At 42.9% G+C, this 17,435-nt stretch carries 17 protein-coding genes; 9 read left to right on the plus strand and 8 right to left on the minus strand.

The annotated features are described in order from the left end of the window. Positions 1–61 precede the first annotated feature (61 nt). The 4 genes from G1O98_RS00195 to G1O98_RS00210 all read right to left on the minus strand — a co-directional run bounded on the left by G1O98_RS00195 (position 62) and on the right by G1O98_RS00210 (position 4,597). Positions 62–427: a hypothetical protein gene (locus G1O98_RS00195; RefSeq protein WP_163926620.1), complete on the minus strand. Its 366-nt coding sequence runs from the start codon at positions 425–427 to the stop codon at positions 62–64. Between the two features lie 250 nt (positions 428–677). Then, the gene (locus G1O98_RS41025) at positions 678–1,238 is read right to left on the minus strand and encodes a tetratricopeptide repeat protein (protein WP_345940510.1); all 561 of its coding nucleotides are present in this window, start codon (positions 1,236–1,238) and stop codon (positions 678–680) included. After that, a complete protein-coding gene (locus G1O98_RS00205) occupies positions 1,213–4,269 on the minus strand; it encodes a tetratricopeptide repeat protein (RefSeq protein WP_163926621.1) in 3,057 nt (1,018 codons plus the stop codon). The genes G1O98_RS41025 and G1O98_RS00205 overlap by 26 nt, the downstream gene beginning before the upstream one ends. 1 nt (position 4,270) lies before the next feature. Further along, positions 4,271–4,597 (minus strand): hypothetical protein, encoded by a 327-nt coding sequence (locus tag G1O98_RS00210; RefSeq protein ID WP_163926622.1) that lies wholly within the window; start codon positions 4,595–4,597, stop codon positions 4,271–4,273. A gap of 206 nt (positions 4,598–4,803) precedes the next feature. Between G1O98_RS00210 and G1O98_RS00215 the strand changes: the two genes are divergently transcribed. Then, positions 4,804–5,388: an Npun_F5749 family FMN-dependent PPOX-type flavoprotein gene (locus G1O98_RS00215; protein WP_163926623.1), complete on the plus strand. Its 585-nt coding sequence runs from the start codon at positions 4,804–4,806 to the stop codon at positions 5,386–5,388. 45 nt (positions 5,389–5,433) lie between these two features. Here the strand turns inward: G1O98_RS00215 and cysE are convergent, their stop codons facing one another. From cysE to G1O98_RS00230, 3 genes are all read right to left on the minus strand, one after another. Further along, on the minus strand, positions 5,434–6,198 hold the full coding sequence (gene cysE, locus G1O98_RS00220) for a serine O-acetyltransferase (RefSeq protein WP_163926624.1): 765 nt from the start codon (positions 6,196–6,198) through the stop codon (positions 5,434–5,436). 149 nt (positions 6,199–6,347) lie between these two features. After that, positions 6,348–6,842, minus strand: a complete 495-nt coding sequence (locus tag G1O98_RS00225; protein ID WP_163926625.1) for a hypothetical protein — start codon at positions 6,840–6,842, stop codon at positions 6,348–6,350. A gap of 356 nt (positions 6,843–7,198) precedes the next feature. Next, positions 7,199–8,857 carry a DUF3352 domain-containing protein gene (locus G1O98_RS00230; RefSeq protein ID WP_163926626.1) on the minus strand — a complete coding sequence of 553 codons (1,659 nt, stop codon included), beginning with the start codon at positions 8,855–8,857 and terminating at the stop codon, positions 7,199–7,201. Between the two features lie 157 nt (positions 8,858–9,014). Here G1O98_RS00230 and G1O98_RS00235 point away from each other — a divergent pair, with 157 nt between their 5' ends. The 4 genes from G1O98_RS00235 to psbA all read left to right on the plus strand — a co-directional run bounded on the left by G1O98_RS00235 (position 9,015) and on the right by psbA (position 13,533). Next, on the plus strand, positions 9,015–9,347 hold the full coding sequence (locus G1O98_RS00235) for a rhodanese-like domain-containing protein (RefSeq protein ID WP_012411996.1): 333 nt from the start codon (positions 9,015–9,017) through the stop codon (positions 9,345–9,347). A 446-nt stretch (positions 9,348–9,793) separates the two neighbouring features. Next, positions 9,794–10,924, plus strand: coding sequence for a heat-inducible transcriptional repressor HrcA (gene hrcA, locus G1O98_RS00240; RefSeq protein ID WP_163926627.1), 1,131 nt, complete (start codon positions 9,794–9,796; stop codon positions 10,922–10,924). A 113-nt stretch (positions 10,925–11,037) separates the two neighbouring features. After that, positions 11,038–11,715, plus strand: coding sequence for a DUF2834 domain-containing protein (locus G1O98_RS00245; protein WP_163926628.1), 678 nt, complete (start codon positions 11,038–11,040; stop codon positions 11,713–11,715). A gap of 735 nt (positions 11,716–12,450) precedes the next feature. After that, positions 12,451–13,533, plus strand: coding sequence for a photosystem II q(b) protein (psbA, locus tag G1O98_RS00250; protein ID WP_159402515.1), 1,083 nt, complete (start codon positions 12,451–12,453; stop codon positions 13,531–13,533). Between the two features lie 265 nt (positions 13,534–13,798). On the opposite strand, the gene G1O98_RS00255 is transcribed toward psbA, so the two are convergent. Next, positions 13,799–14,731 (minus strand): GIY-YIG nuclease family protein, encoded by a 933-nt coding sequence (locus G1O98_RS00255; protein WP_163926629.1) that lies wholly within the window; start codon positions 14,729–14,731, stop codon positions 13,799–13,801. Between the two features lie 216 nt (positions 14,732–14,947). Here G1O98_RS00255 and G1O98_RS00260 point away from each other — a divergent pair, with 216 nt between their 5' ends. The 4 genes from G1O98_RS00260 (at position 14,948) to G1O98_RS00275 (ending at position 17,252) form a co-directional block, all read left to right on the plus strand. Beyond that, positions 14,948–15,625, plus strand: a complete 678-nt coding sequence (locus G1O98_RS00260) for a class I SAM-dependent methyltransferase (RefSeq protein WP_163926746.1) — start codon at positions 14,948–14,950, stop codon at positions 15,623–15,625. Between the two features lie 42 nt (positions 15,626–15,667). After that, positions 15,668–16,237, plus strand: coding sequence for a GIY-YIG nuclease family protein (locus G1O98_RS00265; protein WP_345940511.1), 570 nt, complete (start codon positions 15,668–15,670; stop codon positions 16,235–16,237). Positions 16,238–16,257: 20 nt separating this feature from the next. Next, entirely contained in the window at positions 16,258–16,461 is a 204-nt protein-coding gene (locus G1O98_RS00270) for a hypothetical protein (protein ID WP_163926630.1), read from the plus strand. 338 nt (positions 16,462–16,799) lie between these two features. Continuing rightward, a complete protein-coding gene (locus tag G1O98_RS00275; RefSeq protein ID WP_163926631.1) occupies positions 16,800–17,252 on the plus strand; it encodes an Hsp20/alpha crystallin family protein in 453 nt (150 codons plus the stop codon). Positions 17,253–17,435 lie beyond the last annotated feature (183 nt).

The following is a 17,435-nucleotide window of genomic DNA, read 5'->3' on the forward strand; positions in this document are numbered from 1 at the left end:
GCCCGCTTAGTTTACAGGACGGGCGAGACGCCCATCCCACAAGAAATATTAAGATATTCTATTACTTTGAAGTTCGTAAAAACTCGTGAACGAGTATTAAATATTCATTAACGGAGTTCGGAGATGGATTCATCCAGTTCAAATACTCGTTAACGGAGTTCAGAGGTGGATTCATCCAGTTCAAATACTCGTTAACGGAGTTCAGAGGTGGATTCATCCAGTTCAAATACTCGTTAACGGAGTTCAGAGGTGGATTCATCCAGTTCAAATACTCGTTAACGGAGTTCAGAGGTGGATTCATCCAGTTCAAATACTCGTTAACGGAGTTCAGAGGTGGATTCATCCAGTTCAAATACTCGTTAACGGAGTTCAGAGGTGGATTCATCCAGTTCAAATACTCATTAACGGAGTTCAGAGGTGGATTCATCCAGTTCAAATACTCGTTAACGAGTATCCAAGACTCATTACACCAGTTTTCATTTACTTAAACCACACTCTTGCCTTCTTCTTTGCGCCTCTGCGCCTCTGCGTGAGACAAAAAACTTTCAGTGCTGTAATTACGAATTACGAATTATCCTATCAAGACTTGCACGCACACCTTCAGCATCCGGTGACTTCAATCGCTGTAAAATCTCTAAAGCTGGTTGCAAATAGGATATCGCTTTAGTGTATTTACCCTACTGTTCTGCCAAATGTCCTAAGTACCATAGATTCATTGCTTTGCCTTGGACATCACCAAGACGTTCACTTAATTCCAAAGACTGATTGAAAAGTGCGATCGCTTCCTCGGCTTTTCCTTTATTGGTATAGAGTATTCCCAAACAGTGCAACGTCGCCGCTTTGTGTTGGACATTACCAATGCGTTCAGTTATTTCCAAAGATTGGTTCAAAAGTGCGATCGCTTCATCCACTTCCCCTTTGTTGGCGTAGATCATTCCCAGATTGTTCAACGTCGCCGCTTTGTGTTGGACATCACCAATGCGTTCAAATATTTCCAAAGACTGATTGTAGAGTGCGATCGCTTCATCCACTTCTCCTTTGTTGGCGTAGATTCTTCCCAGTTCGTGCAACGTCGCCGCTTTGGTTTGGACATTACTAATGCGTTCATCAATTTTAAGGACTTGATTGTAAAGTGCGATCGCTTGCTCCACTTTCCCTTTGTCGGCGTAGATCATTCCCAGTTGGTGCAACGTCGCCGCTTTGGTTTGGACATCACCAATGCGTTCTGTTATTTCCAAAGAACTGATTGTAGAGTGCGATCGCTTGCTCCACTTCCCCTTTGTTGGCGTAGATACCTGCCAGATTGTGCAACGTCGCCGCTTTGCCTTGGACATTACCAATGCGTTCATTTATTTCCAAAGACTGATTGTAGAGTGCGATCGCTTCATCCACTTCCCCTTTGTTGGCGTAGAGAATTCCCAGTTGGTGCAACGTCGCCGCTTTGGTTTGGACATCACCAATGCGTTCTGTTATTTCCAAAGACTGATTGTAGAGTGCGATTGCTTCATCCACTTCCCCTTTGTTGGCGTAGATACCTCCCAGTTGGTGCAACGTCGCCGCTTTGCCTTGGACATTTCCAATGCGTTCATCAATTTCAAGGACTTGATTGTAGAGTGCGATCGCTTCATCCACTTCTCCTTTGTTGGCGTAGATACCTCCCAGTTCGTGCAACGTCGCCGCTTTGGTTTGGACATTACTAATGCGTTCAGTTATTTCCAAAGACTGATTGTAGAGTTTGATCGCTTGCTCCACTTCCCCTTTGTTGGCTTTTAGCATCCCTAAATAATGATAAATTGATGCTAATTCTTGTTCGTCTTCTGCGGGACAAAGATTTAAAGCTTGTTGGTAATAGTTTAATGCTTGATCAACCTCACCTAGTTGGTGTTCACAATAAGCAATTTCTTTGAGAACAATATGGTTTTTAGTAATTTCTAAGGTTGATTTGCACAGATGTATTGCTTCCCGAAATCGACTTTCATGCCACAAGCGGTTCGCCAATGAACTAGCTAGGTTTCCCGCAATTTCTTCATCCTTCCCCAGCAAAGCCAAGCGATGAATTTCTAACTCTTGTGCTTCCGTCGAAGTTTCCGCCTCTTCCCACCATAGGCGATATAAAATTTGTGCAGCTTGTTTATACAACTCTTCACCCTTGGGGTTTTCTGGAAACTCTAGCAACGGTGACAAAATCCGGGGAACACGATACAACCTGTCTCCGTTGTTGGTAAGCGTAACTTCCAACAAACCCAAAATTTCAGCGCGTTGCTTATGACTTTCCCAAGTTGAGATATCCTCAGAAATCGGGGAAATAGCAGCTAGAGGAACAGGTAACTCATACACCAACAACTTCCCCAGCATTTGATGCAAAGCTGGAGTTTGCTGCTTCAGCAATTCCTCAGCCAAAATATCCTCACGAAATTCCTTTTCCTTATCTGCCATCTTTTGCAGAATCATCTCAACTCCCCTCTCCGCTTCTAGCGACTTTGGGGAATTTTGCAAAATCTTATCTAACCATTCCAACAGCCGAGGATTTCCATCTGCTGCTGTTTTGGCACGTTCGGGCAAATCTGGCTGAAATTGCCAACTGCCATTAAACGAATCCAGACGATTATACTTTTTAATTAAATCTGCCCCACCCAAAGCACCCAAAGGTTCGCGGTACAGACGATGATTCAGTTCCGACAATTGGAAATTGTAGCGACAGGTAATAATTACCTTGTGGGGAAGTTGGGAATTTTGCATCGCCTTCAGCAACGCCAGCAGTACATCCACAACTTGTGGTTGCAAGACATAAACCCCATTTCGTAAATCCAAATTAGCCTCAAAGTCATCCAGCACAAAGGCAAAGCGCTGTTCTTTGGTATTCAGTCCTTCAGTGAAAAACTTGGTGAGGCGCTGCATCAACGGTAACTTGCCATTGAGAATTTCATGCCCCCGTTCCGAGGTACATTGTTCAGCAAGGGTTTTGAGCAGTTTGTCCTCATCCAGTTGCCGAAAATTCACCAGCCTGTGATAGCCAACCATCCTTTCCAGAAGTCGCGCCGTCACAGTACTCTTACCCACACCCCCCAGTCCGTGAATTAGTACCCCTAATGAAGTGCGAATTGCTTTGAGACAACGTTGCAAAGTCCGCCGTCTCCCAACAAACTCAGAGGGTTTCGCCACCCGCACCTGTTGGGTATCGGGATCTAAAAACTGTTCATAAGCAGGTTCCGGCACTGAGGCTAGAAAATCTCCCAACACATCCACCAACGCACCGGGACATTCTCCCTGAACATATAACCGCAACAAATGCCAGTCACGCACATTCTGTTTAAACAACTGCTGGTAAGTGCTAGCGAGTGCTTCAGCTAATTGATATCCGGCTGCCAATTTGCCGTAGAGGTGCGCGGCGGCGGCTGTAGCTGTCCGATCTTCCACAGGCCGCCCCCAACTTAAAACCGCCCTCGCCCCTTGGGCAATTAGCGCCTCAGCCATTGAAGGGACAGCCCCTTTATCAGGTGCTTGTCCAGTCCGACACCCAGATAAAAACACCAATTTGGGAAAGCGAAACCGGAAGACTTCGGCAAGTTCTGCGGCTGTGGTTTCGTGGCGATCGCCAATTTCCGTCTCAGTGATAAAGTAAGGCGTGTAAGGTGCTTCATCTTTAATTGAGGCGTGTCCTGTGAGGTGAAACACATCAAAGTCATTAAAATAGCGACTCCACACCTTACCCAACTCGCTAACGCAACCGCTTTCTTCCACCCGCAAATCTACAGCAAAATCTCGCGTATCAGCCAGAATTCTCGCCTCTTCCTGTTCAAACTCTAACTTTGGTTCCACATCTTCCGGGTCGGTTGCCATAAACAATACTCGCAATTGTCGTGCTTCCACAGAAAACCCTTCCGTTTCTTTCTCAATCCAGCGCAGAGGTAACACCACTGGATTAACCCGCTTGACTAAAAAATCCTGACCATCATGCAGCACTTCCCAAGGTAGATGTGCCAGTTTTTGATCGGTATCAATGGCGATTACCAACCCCTCACCGTGACAGTTAGCAATTCCCCGACTCAACCACCGTCCATCTCCATCCAACCAAAAAAATAACTGCCGCCCGATTCCTGGTAAATTGGGCAGCAGTTTATAGTAATCTCGTTCTCCTTGGTTGAGAAAATTAGCGATTTCTGCTAATTTCAGGCGACGTGATTCATAGTGACTTTTTTGAGGTAGCCAATACCTGATTTCAACTGTTTCCTGCGTACTTTCTCGAAGTTGAATGCGGATAGTTTCCACTTTATTTGCTCAGAGATTTGAGGATTTCAGTGATTTCCTCTATGGTAGCTTCTTCGATAAAAATCCGGCCGCCAGTCTCAGGATCGTATATGATCGCATCCAATTGTTTTCCTGGATGGGATTTATGCCATTCTTGATACCATTTGCGGATTTGCTCCGCTAAAGTCGCAACACCACCCACAATGCCAACAATGGTAGCAACAGCCGCCAAAGTTCCCTCTCTCTGCGTCGGAACTTCATAGCTTCCCGATATTCCAGGAATTTCTAGCAAAGCCTCGGCTGCGGCTGGTGCGCCTTCCCCTTCAATTCCAACTTGAATTCCTGCCATAGCTCATCTGCGAATTTATACAACATACTGTATATTCTGCGTTGAATTGAGGATAATATTCACGCAAAGACACAGAGACAATTGCAAACTTATTTACTTAGTGTTGTAACAATTGTCTAAAATAAGGCAACAGACCCCAACCTGGAAACCCAGATTTAATCTGACTTTCTTCATTTTTAACTTTTAATTTTTAATTTTTAATTGATATGTCTCTTGCTCCTTGGCGAGGCGCGATCGCTCATGCACTCCATCGCAATCGCAGCCTTGTTTATGCCCGTTACCTGCAACTAGCAACAGTGCAACCCAATGGCCGCCCCGCTAATCGTACCCTAGTCTTTCGCGGCTTCCTAGAAGATACAAACCAGCTAAGATTTATCACCGATACTCGTAGCGCCAAAGCCGACCAGATACAGCAACAACCTTGGGCAGAAGTTTGCTGGTACTTCCCCAATACACGAGAACAATTCCGCATCGCTGGCGATTTGACCCTAATCAGCAGTGATGATTCTCACCAAGATTTACAACCAGCCCGGATCGCAATGTGGCAAGAATTAAGTGATGCGGCGCGTTTACAGTTTGGTTGGCCCTATCCTGGTAAACCCAGAATCACAGAAGCAGGAGCTTTTGAGCCATCACCAGCCGATCCTATTGAGCCACTCCCTAATTTTTGTCTCCTGCTACTCGATCCGGTGCAAGTAGACCATTTAGAATTACGCGGCGAACCACAAAATCGATGGCTTTACCACCGTAATCAACAGCAAGAGTGGTCTAGCGAAGCAATTAATCCGTGATTTAGTCAAGAGTCAAAAGATTGACCCTTAACCCTTGACTTTTAACTAAATGCCAGCACCATCTAGAAATTGCTGGATGGTCTTATCTTTGAGGTTGCACCAGCGAGAATCGTGGGTTGGCTCATCCTCTTTGGTGGCTAAACAACCCACTAAAACAGGAGTTTTTTCTGAAGAATTGGTGCGCTGAAGAGTTTGTATTTGTTCTTCCAACGCCTCAATCCGGTCTACTAAAGCACGAATTACTTGAGCTTCCGAATCTGGTAAGTTATTGTGTTCAAGAGGTGAAACCCGAACTCCAGAACGATACATGATGCGCCCAGGCACCCCTACCACAGTACAGTCTGAAGGTACATCCCTTAGAACAACAGACCCAGCGCCAATACGAACATTATTACCAATTTGGATATTACCCAGTACCTTTGCTCCAGCCCCGACTACGACGTTTTCACCCACAGTTGGATGCCGTTTACCACATTCTTTACCAGTACCCCCAAGGGTAACACCTTGATAAATTAGGGCATAGTCTCCCACGATCGCAGTTTCACCAATTACTACACCCATCCCGTGGTCAATAAACACACTTTTTCCAATTACTGCACCAGGGTGGATTTCAATTCCAGTCAAAAACCGAGCCAAGTGAGAAATCAGGCGAGGAATAAAAGGAAGACCAAGCGTATACAGCCAGTGAGCCAGCCTATGGAATAGCAGGGCTTGCAAACCAGGGTAACAAAATAAAACTTCCAACCAGTTACGGGCAGCTGGGTCACGTTCAAATATGATACGAAAGTCAGCACGCAGTATAGATAGCACGAGATAGCACCCTCGGAAAGCACAACAAGCTACTCTCCCATATTATCGTCTCAGGTGTTACACATAAAAATTGGGAATGGGGAATGGGGAATGGGTAATGGGGAATTGGGCATTAGGCATAAATTCTTCCCAATACCTAACTCCTAACTTCACTGCTGCTCTACTGCCAGAGTATAATCACGCTTGACCCCAGAATTAAATGTACCTACCCAAATCCGATAAGTACCTCTTTTCCAGTTGCGATCGCTAACGCTAGCATCTTTTCTTTTGCCAGTATCATCGCCGCAGCGAATCGTATTTTGATCTGGGCCTTGAATGAGTAAAGTCGTGTCGGTATTGTTGCTATCGACTTTGATTGTTAGCTGAGAAAAGTCATTTTCCAAAACCATAATGTGATCTGGATTAGGATCGGCAAAACCAATACAGGCTTTTTGATCGCGATCGCGGTTACTTATGGCAGACAATGAGTAAGAACCACCTGTAAACCCCTGCACTGTTCCTGGTGCTGGATTAGAGTTTGTTGACACGGTAAAAGTACCAAAATTCGCTGCTGTCTCTGCTATTACAGGTGTAGCTGTGATGGTGGCAAGTATAGCCAACAACCAGCCGCCGCTAAACTCAAGTCGGGGGCGACAAAATTTCATAGTAGCCCTCCAACAGGCTGTTAAATTAGTAATGATATATACATATTCTAATGAAAAAATTCCAGTGAAATTTCAGTTGGTTGTGCCACATTAAAATGTGCCACAATAAAAGGTTTTTAAAGCAAACAGCTAATTGCTAGGCTGTCTATTGATATAAGCAGCAGCGACCATTCTTCAACTGATGATTTGGATGTGATTACCTCTGTTGAACGCAGGATCTTATCTCTTAAAGAAAACCCTTAACGGACGATTTAAATAGCAAATAATACAGTAAATTTACGAAAATCTTACTTAACAGAAAAAGGCAGAAGATAAAATAATTTTTCACCTTCTGCACTTGAGCTTTTATGAAAATTTCATGAATTCTTGAGTTGGAAGAAAACGCCACCTTTGAGCGATCGCGTGTCAGTTCCATAACTGCTAACTGTGAGCGATCGCAGATTATCAAAAAATGGTTTCCCTAAAACTTCCACTAGTTTGAGAATCGGTACTTGACGCTCTAACAAATTCTGACTCTTTGTCCAGTCAAGATATATATAGCCTTGGTTTGGTAAGGGAATTGCAGCAATACTATCTTGAAAATTGGGATTGTCAATTAAGGAATTATCCTTAGTTGTGAGAATTTCATTTATCGTTTCTAAGTCAGAAGTGAAAATTTCGTAATTTCCTAAAGTTGTATGCAATCCCCGCACTTTTGTTTCAATACTGAAAGATGCTCCTTCTTTAGCATCACTTTTTTTAGCCGCCGTAGTTAACTCTGTCCAAGCAGAGACTTTTTGCTTATCTATAGTCAGAGGATTAATGCTGAGTCCATTGGATGATGCGATCGCATCTAAACGCGCAATACCTTGTTCTACACTCTCAGATTTTTCCACCACAAAAATCCAATGAGGGGTTGTTTGCTCTTTCTCAGGTAACAATGCGATCGCATATTCTCCCTGTACCCAACTAAAAATATCCTCTGGTAAGTTTATACCCCACCGTTTTTGAACATCTACTAAAGGTTTGGCTAACCGAGAAACTACATCTTCCCCAGAACCATATATAGTAGCTGTTGCTTGTTTCCAGAGTTTGGCTAAATCGCTCTCACCCAAATTACTCAAATTTGAGCCAGAAATTACCAAACCTGCCGATGCTGGAACATACTGCAATGCTTCCACAGGTTTAGATAGTGTTGTAGATGGAGTGAGAATTTCTGATGAAGTCAAAAATGTAGTTTCTGCTAGCAATCCTTTGGGATTCAACGCCAGAGAAATAATTTCACTGTTATAAAGTTGTTCTGACAACTCTAAGCCTTGCCATTTTGCTACAACAGGAAGATTTAAGAACGCTACAGCTAAACCCCCTTTGGGCAGTTCTTTAGTAGCTTTTTGGTATTCGGGGGAGCTAGTCAAATTCAGATCGGGCGCTTGGACGTTATTAATCGCGTCTTTCAAGACTTTCGGATCGTTGGCAAACAACACAAAGCCTTCACCAACAACCGCACCTGCAAGTAAATCCTTCTCTGGTTGAGAATTGTCATAAATCAGCTTTACGCCTTTATATTCTTCAACATCTAAAGTTGCCCCAGATAAGGCCCGTTTGGAAAACAACAATTCAACAAACTCGCGGCTTTTCTCAGGTTGCTTAGTTGCTAGTGCTAACAGATACCCTGGCTGCTGTCCGTTTTCTGGATCGCGATCGATATCTAAGGTGGTGATAGCTAATGTAATTTCATTCCCTAACCAGGGTTGAACGTCTTGTTTATAATCTATGCCGCTTTTGGCGAATAAACTGGTTTTGAGTTTAGATAGTTCCCTTTCACGTTCCAACGCCTGTAACCGATCGGGATTCGTCAGCAGTGAAACCATTGCTGGCGAAAGTTTTGATACGAATATGGCTGCACCAGGCTCAGAGGTAGAAGCAATGAGGTTAGCCGGACTTTTGGCGAAAAACCAGTAAAAGCCAGCGATCGCAATTAGCAGTGCGATCGCACCTGCTACGATAAAACCAATAAATGAACGTTGCCTATTCACATTAAACCTTTAAAAAAGACGGTTTACAGCCATTTAAGCAGAAAGCCTACCAGAATTTATCAGCCTTCTTGAGAATCGATACTCATGCAAAGGCAGAGATTTTCTGTCACCATAAATAAGATTAGGACTGTTTATAGGGAATTCTTTTAGTCAACCCATGAACCAGATTAGTGTAGAAGAACTGGCACAACGTCTTTCCTCTGGTGATGGAAGTATACAGCTAGTAGATGTCCGAGAACCAGAAGAATTGGCGATCGCTAACATTGAGGGCTTTGTCAACCTACCCTTGAGTCAATTTGCCGAATGGGGACATGAAATACCTACCCTCTTCAATCCTCAAGCTGAAACCCTTGTGCTATGCCATCACGGTATTCGATCTGCCCAGATGTGTCAGTGGTTAATTGCTCAAGGTTTTACAAATGTGCAAAATATTTCGGGTGGTATTGATGCTTACTCCATCTTAGTAGACCATTCAATTCCCCAATATTAGCTTGTGTTTGGGTGCATTACTCAGATGGAACTTAATTCCATCTGGCTTTTGCTATTGTGAAAATAGCACTAAATTAGTTTAGGGACTCGCCAGAAAAGTTTGTAACTTTCTCCAATGGCTACACAACTTACGCAAATTTTCGACCCTAATCTTAGCTGCAATAGCCGCAAAAATACGTATACAACAATACTTTTCTAAGTGTAGAATTATGCAAAAATAAGGCAGAAAAGAATCTTGTAAATTCAAACTCTTAGCTTTTGATGCAAAGCCTAGATTCTATTGAAAGCGCACTTTTCAAGAATGGTGTACACGAACCTTAAAATTAATTATCACAATATAATTGTATAATTTGTTATCTTAATAAATTATTAATATTCCTTGTTTAAATCAAATCCAGAAATTTTTCCAGACTTTGATTAAAATTTGCCTCTAGCAAAACATATCCTATGGAAGTCCAGTTAACAAATCGGCAACAGCATATACTTTGGGCAACGGTACGTCACTACATTGCTACGGCAGAGCCTGTTGGTTCAAAGGCTTTGGGCGAAGAGTACGACCTGGGTGTAAGTTCAGCCACAATTCGCAATGTGATGGGCGTTTTAGAAAAATCTGGATTACTCTACCAACCACACGCTTCTGCTGGACGTGTACCTTCAGATTCAGGCTATCGCATTTATGTTGACCAGCTAATTACACCTTCTCTGCGTTCGCGCAGCGTGTCGCAGACAGACGCTACGCGGACAGAAACTTTAGGGCGAGAAATAGAGGTGGCATTACAAAAGCATCTCCAGTGGGAAGATCGGAGTTTAGAAACCCTACTGCAAGGAGCCGCGCAAATTTTAGCAACCTTGAGTGGTTGCATTAGCTTGATAACTATGCCGCAAACTACAACAGCACTATTGCGACATCTGCAATTAGTGCAAATTGAAGCTGGGCGGATTATGTTAATTGTTGTTACCGATGGTTATGAGACACATTCCAAGTTAATGGATTTGTCGCCAATACCAGAAGAGACACAACGAGATTCAGAGGTAGTCGATCGCGAGTTGCAGATTGTTTCTAACTTTTTGAACACCCACTTGCGGGGGCGAAGTCTGTTGGAATTAGCCAACCTCAACTGGAGCGAACTAGATCAGGAATTCCAACGCTACGGAGAATTCTTGAAAAATTCAGTTGCCGAATTGACTCGTCGCACTCTTGCGCCGACTACCACACAAATTATGGTTCGAGGTGTGTCAGAAGTTTTGCGCCAGCCAGAATTTTCCCAGTTACAGCAGGTACAAACGATTATCCACCTGCTGGAAGAAGAACAAGACCAACTATGGCGATTAATATTTGAGGAACCAGAACCAGAAGATATTGGTAAGTCAAGGGTAACGGTTCGCATTGGCGCAGAAAATCCATTAGAACCGATACGCACCTGTACTTTGATTTCTTCGAACTATCGCCGAGGTTCAATACCAGTAGGAAGTGTGGGAGTTTTGGGGCCAACGCGCTTAGATTATGAAAGTGCGATCGCAGTTGTAGCATCTGCTGCTGATTACCTCTCAGAAGCCTTCAGTTATTTCAACCCTTAAGGTAAGGTTTAGAGATCAGCTGCAACGAGTCTAGACGAATGAATAATGCGATCGCAGGTAGATAGCCCAATTTGTAGTGGCAAAATTAATAATTAATCCTACTTAAATATTTCATGGTTAGAAAAATTGCCTTTGGCTTCCTGTGGTTAGGATTCGTTATTTATGCTTTTTTCCTCGCACCTCCTGAGCAACCTGGTACATTCGAGTTAATTAAAAACCTTTCTACTGGACAGTGGCAAGGCGTTAACCCATTAGTAATAGCACTATTCAACCTCATGGGTATCTGGCCTCTCATCTACAGTGCAGTAGTATTTATTGATGGTAGAGGGCAAAAAATACCTGCTTGGTTATTTTCTACTGCCTCTTTCGGAGTCGGGATATTTGCCTTGTTACCCTACTTAGCCCTTAGAGAACCAAATAATCAGTTTGTTGGTAAAAAGAATATCTTACTCAAGCTGCTAGATTCTCGTGTGACTGGGATTGTGTTGACTGTAGCCACAGTTCTTCTAATTGCCTACGGTTTAAGAGGAGGAGATTGGGGCAGTTTTGTGCAAGAGTGGCACACCAACCGCTTTATCAATGTAATGAGTTTAGATTTTTCCCTGCTTTGTCTCTTATTTCCTGCATTACTAGGGGATGATATGGCGCGTCGCAGTTGGAAAAATCCACAGATATTCTGGTTAATAGCGTTGATACCGCTATTCGGGCCATTGATTTATTTGTGTGTGCGTCCACCTTTACCAGAAGTGGGCATAGAGGCAATACCCAGTCAGCAGCAAGCTGCAAATTAAACCACTTTTTAATTCGTAATTAAAGAAAGTTTCAGCCGGAGATTTAGACCAATTCTCACGAAAATCCTGATACATATAGATTTCTCGTAGGGGTAGGCATTGTCCATTAGTGTCAACTTAAGAAGATAAAGCCCATATTTGTTGGGTGTAAGCCTTAATCTCTCAATGGCGCTTACGCCTAGTTTTGACTAATCTAAGTAACGCAATGTGCAACTTATTTTTAGAACCCCATTTCCATTCCTCTCGCCCACAGGGCTACGGTGTACACACAAGTCAAGGCGTTGGGGGTTAGGTTTGAGACAAAGTTGCACAGGGCGTTAAGTAAGTTGGCACAATAAAATCAAAATATGTAAAGAAAAATGAACTAGCCTAAAACCCTTATACCTATTGCCTTATCCCAACGACAATTATTTACGTTAACTTACTTAATATTTTAAGCAAGCTATTTTTCAATGAGTTAGGGATTTTCCACGCAGGGCGCGTAAATTCTCAGGACTTACGCAAGCAAAATTTGTCATTGCGACCGAAACGTATTGTGGGAAGCAATGCCAGAGTTTTAGGTGAATACGTCGCTATCGCTTGTAATGACGCAATTACGTGAATTTTGCGTTGGTCCTAATTCCAAGAGAAAGTTTCTTCTGAAAGTACTTTACAAAACGCAATAAATTCTTTAAGATGTGTAACAGGTAGTCAAACCTACCTAATTCATCCGCAAATAATCGCATTTATAAAACAATGACAACAACCTTACAACAGCGCTCAAGCGCCAACGTATGGGATCGATTCTGTGAGTGGATCACCAGCACCAACAACCGTATCTACATCGGCTGGTTCGGCGTAGTCATGATCCCCACCTTGCTAGCAGCTACCGCTTGCTTCGTAATCGCCTTCATCGCCGCACCTCCAGTAGACATTGATGGTATCCGTGAACCAGTTGCAGGTTCCTTGATCTACGGAAACAACATCATTTCTGGTGCAGTTGTACCTTCCTCCAACGCTATCGGCTTGCACTTCTACCCAATTTGGGAAGCAGCTTCCTTAGATGAGTGGTTGTATAACGGCGGTCCTTACCAATTGGTAATTTTCCACTTCCTGATTGGCGTATTCTGCTACTTAGGTCGTGAATGGGAACTATCCTACCGCTTAGGTATGCGTCCTTGGATTGCGATCGCATATTCTGCACCTGTTGCAGCAGCAACCGCAGTCTTCTTGGTATACCCCATCGGACAAGGTTCATTCTCTGACGGTATGCCTTTAGGTATCTCAGGAACATTCAACTTCATGATCGTGTTCCAAGCAGAACACAACATCTTGATGCACCCCTTCCACCAACTAGGTGTAGCTGGTGTATTCGGCGGAAGCTTGTTCTCTGCAATGCACGGTTCACTAGTAACTTCTTCCTTGGTTCGTGAAACCACTGAAACCGAGTCACAAAACTACGGTTACAAATTCGGTCAAGAAGAAGAAACCTACAACATCGTTGCAGCTCACGGCTACTTCGGTCGTCTAATCTTCCAATACGCTTCCTTCAACAACAGCCGTTCACTGCACTTCTTCCTCGCAGCATGGCCTGTAATCGGCATCTGGTTCACCGCCTTGGGTGTAAGCACAATGGCGTTCAACTTGAACGGTTTCAACTTCAACCAATCAATCATTGACTCTGAAGGTCGTGTGATTGCAACTTGGGCGGATGTAATCAACCGCGCTAACCTGGGTATGGAAGTAATGCACGAGCGTAACGCTCACAACTTCCCTCTAGATTTGGCATCTGCTGAATCTGCTCCTGTTGCTCTTTCTGCTCCTGCTATCAACGGTTAATTAGCAGTACGTCAAATAAAACAAAAAGCGCTCTCCATAAAGGGGGGCGCTTTTTAGTGTCGATGATTGGGGGTGCAGAGGTAGGAGGGAGGCGATGCCGTTCGCGGAGCGTCTCCAAGAGTTGGCGGTAAACTACGCCCCTCATATCAGTTCCAGTTTCAAGCTAGGAAAATGGCGTAGGCGCAGCCCCTTAAAGTAGAAAAGTAGACATCGCATACCACCGATTTCCTATGCAAGAAAAAGCACAGGGCGATCGCGTGAAATACTACACAGCAATTTGCTGCCAGTTAGTATTCTCCTCAAGAATATCTATTTCATCAAGAGATAGTACTTTAGGTTGCATTTGTTGCAAGTCACTCAGGACGATTTTAACATCCTCAGTATTAAACTTATAGTACTCAGTTAAACTGCCGATGGGATAATTAAATCCTTGATAGCGGTGTTTGAAATACAGTTCAACATTACCTCTATGCTCCCAAGTTCCTAATACTTTAATAGCAGCACTCGAATAATGAGCAAGTAAATCCATTTTTACTTCTCCTACTCGCTTGATAACGGGTCTTTGGGTTACTCCTATTTTGTAGATAATTTCAATATTCGTTTCAATCTCTAAAAAATATAGACTAGAGGATAAAATACGTTGAAGTTGAGCGCGGTAGAGTTTTAAATCAGTAAGTCGATATGCCAAATCTGGGGCATTTTTGTACTCAGCGTGTTTCAAAGCTAGCTCAAGTTTCAGCAGTTTTTTAAGTAATAGCGGCTCTTGCACATCGTTGAATCGCGTTAACTCTAGCGCTCCAATGGGGATTTTTCCCAAATCACTAAATTCATATTCAGGTGGTTTAATGTAGACATTTTTTCTTAACATTCCTGCTTTTATCAACCCAGGAGTAACTAAGTAGGAACTAATAGGGTAATTTTTGGCTCCGTACTCTTGCCAAAGCAGTTTTAACTGTGCCAAATCCTTGCCTGATAATTGAACGTTGAAATTATCATAGAGTGGCAGCGTTGGAAATTCTTGTTTAGCTATGGGGCGGCAGGTTTGGTCATTATGAGCAAAATGATGCTCTTTCACCTTGCCTTTTTTAGCAGTTAACTCACCATTACAGTAAGGACACTTAAGTGAAGTCTTCCCCCTGTTGATATCTTCAATACATATCAAGATACCTTCTTCATTTACACCAAATTTTAGCCACATTGCCACACCATTATTAAATAGTTGAATTTGCTCTTACAAGTGTGCTTCAACTTTTTAAAAATGTCTCTATCTTCTGGAGTAGGTAATGTTGGGTTGAAAAATCTAAGTGTCATAGAGTAAAGCGTAGGCTTTTTGAACCGTAGGTATCGCTTTTCTTCATCTACAATACTTAGGGTATTCGGAAATTTTGCACAATTGTTAATAATGTCAGTTTTTATGTTTGAACAGCAACCTGAAGATTTACGATTTTATGTTAAACAGCTAGCAAGCGTTGCTGTACAAAAATCAGAACCATCGGCATGGTTTGAAGTGTTATATACCGAAGCTAAAGGTGATACAGCAAAAATTCCTTGGGCAAAGTTAGCTCCTCACCCTTATCTGCAAGATTGGTTGACGAATCATCAACCGTTCGCTTCTAGGCAAAAGGCGCTAGTCATTGGTTGTGGTTTGGGAGATGATGCAGAAGCTTTAGCTTATCGAGGGTTTGAAGTAACTGCCTTTGATATTTCACCGACAGCGATCGCTTGGTGTCAAGAGCGATTCCCAGATTCGACTGTCAGCTATGTAGTTGCAGATTTGTTGGCAATTCCGTCACAATGGCATCAAGCTTTTGACAAAGTTTTTGAATGTCGTAATATTCAAGCTTTGCCGTTGAATGTGCGTTCTTCAGTGATTTCTTCAGTTGCCGCCGTCGTTGCTCCTGGTGGTACACTTTTGCTGATTACTCGTGTTCGAGATACAGAAGCTGAACCGGATGGCCCACCTTGGCCATTATCAGAGTCGGAACTCAAACAGTTTGAAAATGTGGGATTACAGCAAGTAGAAAAACTCGTGTTTTTAGAATCTGAGCTTGACGTTAAGCAAGTGCGGATTGAATATCAAAGGCATACATAATTTTTCAGTTCTGAGGGATAATCTACAGGTTCGTAACTCCCAATGATGACCTTGGTAGAACCCAATCAACTAAACCTATTTCCAGAAGTGAAACCCACACCAGCACGTAGAGCAGAGGGGCTGGTGATGAGTGCTGATGCCCTGCTGAAGTGGAAAGCGCAAATTTTGGACTATCAGCAACGGGTGAGGGAAACCAAGCCAGTGCAGCAGGCGACGTTATTTGACCTAGCTCCAGTACATTGTGACCCAGAGATGATAGACCCGTTTACGCTGCATTTACAACCAATGGCTTTTTACCGGATGCCAGATGATTTTGGGCAAGCAGCTTTGTATTTTGTGATTGATTCTGCTGCTGAATTGCTACTTTATGTTGGCGAAACCTGTCGTAGTAACAAACGCTGGCGTGGGACTCATGGCTGTAAAGATTACATCAGCAGTTACCGAGACTTACATTATCGCTATCAGATAGAGACGGCGGTTAATATTGGTTTTTGGTGGGATGCTCCGGTAGAGCGACGCACACGGCAGGCGCTAGAGTTGAGGCTGATTCAAAAGTGGCGATCGCCATTTAACAAGGAGAATTGGGAACGTTGGGGGCAACCGTTTAAGTAGGGTGTTTCGTGGTGATTAAAATGTCTGATAATTTACCTTTTCAACATCCAGACCAACTACAGCAATGGCATCAGGGTATAAAAGATGCCAACCGCAATAATATTTTCTGTCATTGTCGTACTTGCGATTATGAGTGGATGGATTCAGCATTTGATGTTACTTGTATTAAATGCAGTAGCAAAGATGTAGAAAGTATTTCATCTTGGCAGTTTCCAGATGATTAAATCAAAATGCTCATTGAATAGTGCGATGGCAAAGCGAGTAAAGCGAGTGTGATTGTTGTTTTGAGAATATAAGCTGCCTGACTGCACTATCCCCTTCAACAGCAGAATAATTAGTTGATTATTATTGGTATTAATAGTTATTATTCGGGTTTACCGAACCTCAAAATTCGAGTAAACGTAATCTTTTTTACTGCTTAATTCTGTACGGTAATCATCATTTTATTAGGTGATAATAGCCGAATCTACACGAGTTTTAACCATACTTATTATAAATACATAAGCACAAAACCAAGTGCAAAAACCATTAAACAATAGCTGAATTTTTCCGAGAAAGAGTTATGGTACTAGTTCGTTACAACCCCTGGCAAGAATTGAACACTTTAGAACGTCACATCAACGGCTTATTTGGAGATACCAGAGTACCATCTGCACGGCTTGAAAAAGGCTTTATCAGAGTTCCGGCGGCTGAGTTGCAAGAAACTGATGATGCGATTCTTCTCAAATTAGAACTGCCAGGACTCGAAGCTAAAGACCTGGATATTCAAGTTACCCAAGACGCTGTTCACATTAGCGGTGAACGTAAATCCGAAACTAAAACCGAAAATAATGGCACTACAAGAAGTGAATTCTACTATGGTAAATTCCAACGTGTAATTCCTCTATCTGCTCGGATTCAAAATACCAATGTCACCGCAGATTATAAAGATGGCATTTTGAATTTGACACTGCCAAAAACTGAGCAAGAAAAGAACAAAGTTGTCAAGGTTAATCTTGAACAACCTGCTGCATAGTGTGAAACTACTCACCTCCAATAATTGATTGAGATAGTTAAAAGCCCAGTTATGAGATGACTGGGCTTTTTTGTATGGGATAGCTTTTTTTACTCTAAGAATGTGAGCGATGTCTATGACGGACTGCTTGGTGTCGCTCTTAGCCGCTATCCTCTATACCTGATATTTACTTGATAGTTGCTT

It is taken from the genome of Nostoc sp. UIC 10630 (assembly GCF_010747425.1).
Taxonomy (GTDB): Bacteria; Cyanobacteriota; Cyanobacteriia; order Cyanobacteriales; family Nostocaceae; genus Nostoc.

Bases quoted from the DNA above. Each gene is read 5' to 3' on its own strand.
- G1O98_RS00195 (WP_163926620.1), bottom strand. From the start codon at position 427: ATGAATCCACCTCTGAACTCCGTTAATGAGTATTTGAACTGGATGAAT.
- G1O98_RS00210 (WP_163926622.1), bottom strand. From the start codon at position 4,597: ATGGCAGGAATTCAAGTTGGAATTGAAGGGGAAGGCGCACCAGCCGCA.
- G1O98_RS00215 (WP_163926623.1), top strand. From the start codon at position 4,804: ATGTCTCTTGCTCCTTGGCGAGGCGCGATCGCTCATGCACTCCATCGC.
- G1O98_RS00225 (WP_163926625.1), bottom strand. From the start codon at position 6,842: ATGAAATTTTGTCGCCCCCGACTTGAGTTTAGCGGCGGCTGGTTGTTG.
- G1O98_RS00235 (WP_012411996.1), top strand. From the start codon at position 9,015: ATGAACCAGATTAGTGTAGAAGAACTGGCACAACGTCTTTCCTCTGGT.
- hrcA (WP_163926627.1), top strand. From the start codon at position 9,794: ATGGAAGTCCAGTTAACAAATCGGCAACAGCATATACTTTGGGCAACG.
- G1O98_RS00245 (WP_163926628.1), top strand. From the start codon at position 11,038: ATGGTTAGAAAAATTGCCTTTGGCTTCCTGTGGTTAGGATTCGTTATT.
- psbA (WP_159402515.1), top strand. From the start codon at position 12,451: ATGACAACAACCTTACAACAGCGCTCAAGCGCCAACGTATGGGATCGA.
- G1O98_RS00255 (WP_163926629.1), bottom strand. From the start codon at position 14,731: ATGTGGCTAAAATTTGGTGTAAATGAAGAAGGTATCTTGATATGTATT.
- G1O98_RS00260 (WP_163926746.1), top strand. From the start codon at position 14,948: ATGTTTGAACAGCAACCTGAAGATTTACGATTTTATGTTAAACAGCTA.
- G1O98_RS00265 (WP_345940511.1), top strand. From the start codon at position 15,668: ATGATGACCTTGGTAGAACCCAATCAACTAAACCTATTTCCAGAAGTG.
- G1O98_RS00270 (WP_163926630.1), top strand. From the start codon at position 16,258: ATGTCTGATAATTTACCTTTTCAACATCCAGACCAACTACAGCAATGG.
- G1O98_RS00275 (WP_163926631.1), top strand. From the start codon at position 16,800: ATGGTACTAGTTCGTTACAACCCCTGGCAAGAATTGAACACTTTAGAA.